The following is a 786-nucleotide window of genomic DNA, read 5'->3' on the forward strand; positions in this document are numbered from 1 at the left end:
TATGGATGGGACGGTGATGCAGGACGCGGCGTCGGCGCTGGCAGTGCGGGGACTGGATTTCTGGTATGGGGCGAACCACGCGCTGAAGGGCATCACGATGGATTTCCCGGCGCGGCGGGTGACGGGGATGATCGGGCCGTCGGGGTGCGGGAAATCGACGCTGCTGCGGGTGCTGAACCGGATGTATGATCTCTATCCCGGGCAGCGGGCGACGGGGGAGGTGCTGTTTGACGGGCGGAACATCCTGTCGTCGGACCTCGACCTGAACGTGCTGCGGGCGCGGGTGGGGATGGTGTTCCAGAAGCCGACGCCGTTTCCGATGTCGATCTACGAGAACATCGCCTTCGGGGTGCGGCTGCATGAGCGGCTGTCGCGGTCCGAGATGGACGAGCGGGTGGAAGACGTGCTGCGGCGGGTGGCGCTGTGGGGCGAGGTGAAGGACCGGCTGGGGGCGTCGGCGGCGGCACTGTCGGGCGGGCAGCAGCAGCGGCTGTGCATTGCGCGGACCATCGCGACACGGCCGGAGGTGATCTTGCTCGACGAGCCGACCAGCGCGCTGGACCCGATCTCGACGGCGCGGATCGAGGAATTGCTGGACGAGCTGAAAGGCGAGTTCACGATCGCGATCGTGACGCATAACATGCAGCAGGCGGCGCGCTGCGCGGATCGGGTGGCGTTCTTCTACATGGGCGAGCTGGTCGAGGTGGACAGTGCCGACCGCATGTTCACCGCCCCGCGCGAGCGGCGCACCCAGGATTACATCACCGGCCGGTTCGGCTGAGTTCG

1 protein-coding gene is annotated in these 786 nt (G+C 67.3%); it reads left to right on the forward strand.

What is annotated here, in order from left to right:
- Nucleotide 1: 1 nt before the first annotated feature.
- The gene (pstB, locus tag HLH35_RS19700) at nucleotides 2-781 is read left to right on the forward strand and encodes a phosphate ABC transporter ATP-binding protein PstB (RefSeq protein ID WP_182980745.1); all 780 of its coding nucleotides are present in this window, start codon (nucleotides 2-4) and stop codon (nucleotides 779-781) included.
- Nucleotides 782-786 lie beyond the last annotated feature (5 nt).

The organism is Gluconacetobacter asukensis, from assembly GCF_014174375.1.
In the GTDB taxonomy this organism is placed as follows: Bacteria; Pseudomonadota; Alphaproteobacteria; order Acetobacterales; family Acetobacteraceae; genus Gluconacetobacter; species Gluconacetobacter asukensis.

What these genes read in the sequence shown, in the direction of transcription:
- pstB (WP_182980745.1), top strand. Translation starts at nt 2, where the DNA reads ATGGATGGGACGGTGATGCAGGACGCGGCGTCGGCGCTGGCAGTGCGG.